We start from the raw sequence: 470 nt of genomic DNA, 5'->3' as shown, positions 1-470 counted from the left end.
CGTTCCCGTTGCACCGCCGCTCCGGCGCGGTCGAGCACGCGGTCTTCACCCGGGGCTACTCCCCGGTCCGCGACGGTGCCGGGCGCACCGTCGGGGTGCTCGCCGTGGCGGCCGAGACCAGCCAGGTCACCCAGCAGTTGCAGAGCCTCGGCGACTTCGCGGCCGCGCTCGCCGGGACGCTCACCCTCGACGACGTGGCCCGGGTGGCGCTGCGGTACGCGATCACCTCGTTCGACGCCGACCGGGTCGCCTTCGCCGTCGACGAGGGCGGCGGCGGCTGGCGGACGGTCCGGCGCGTCCGCGGCGAGCTGACGGACGAGGCGGACGAGCGCCTGCCGCCGCTGTGGCGGCGTACGCCGCCCGACTGGGCGGACCCGCTGGTGGTCGCGGCCCGCAGCGGCCTGCCGCACGTCACCGACGACGGCCAGCCGCTGCGGGAGACCGCGGTGGACCGGCACGACCAGAAGATC

The 470-nt window shown here is 77.0% G+C and carries 1 protein-coding gene; it reads left to right on the top strand.

Annotated features, from left to right (window positions below):
• A partial coding sequence (locus C1J00_RS44125) for a hypothetical protein (RefSeq protein ID WP_219728424.1) occupies positions 1–470 on the top strand: 470 nt, incomplete at both ends.

Source organism: Streptomyces cahuitamycinicus (genome assembly GCF_002891435.1).
In the GTDB taxonomy this organism is placed as follows: Bacteria; Actinomycetota; Actinomycetes; order Streptomycetales; family Streptomycetaceae; genus Streptomyces; species Streptomyces cahuitamycinicus.
Note: the sequence above shows the minus strand (reverse complement) of the source record. Positions and strands in the feature narration are given on the sequence as shown.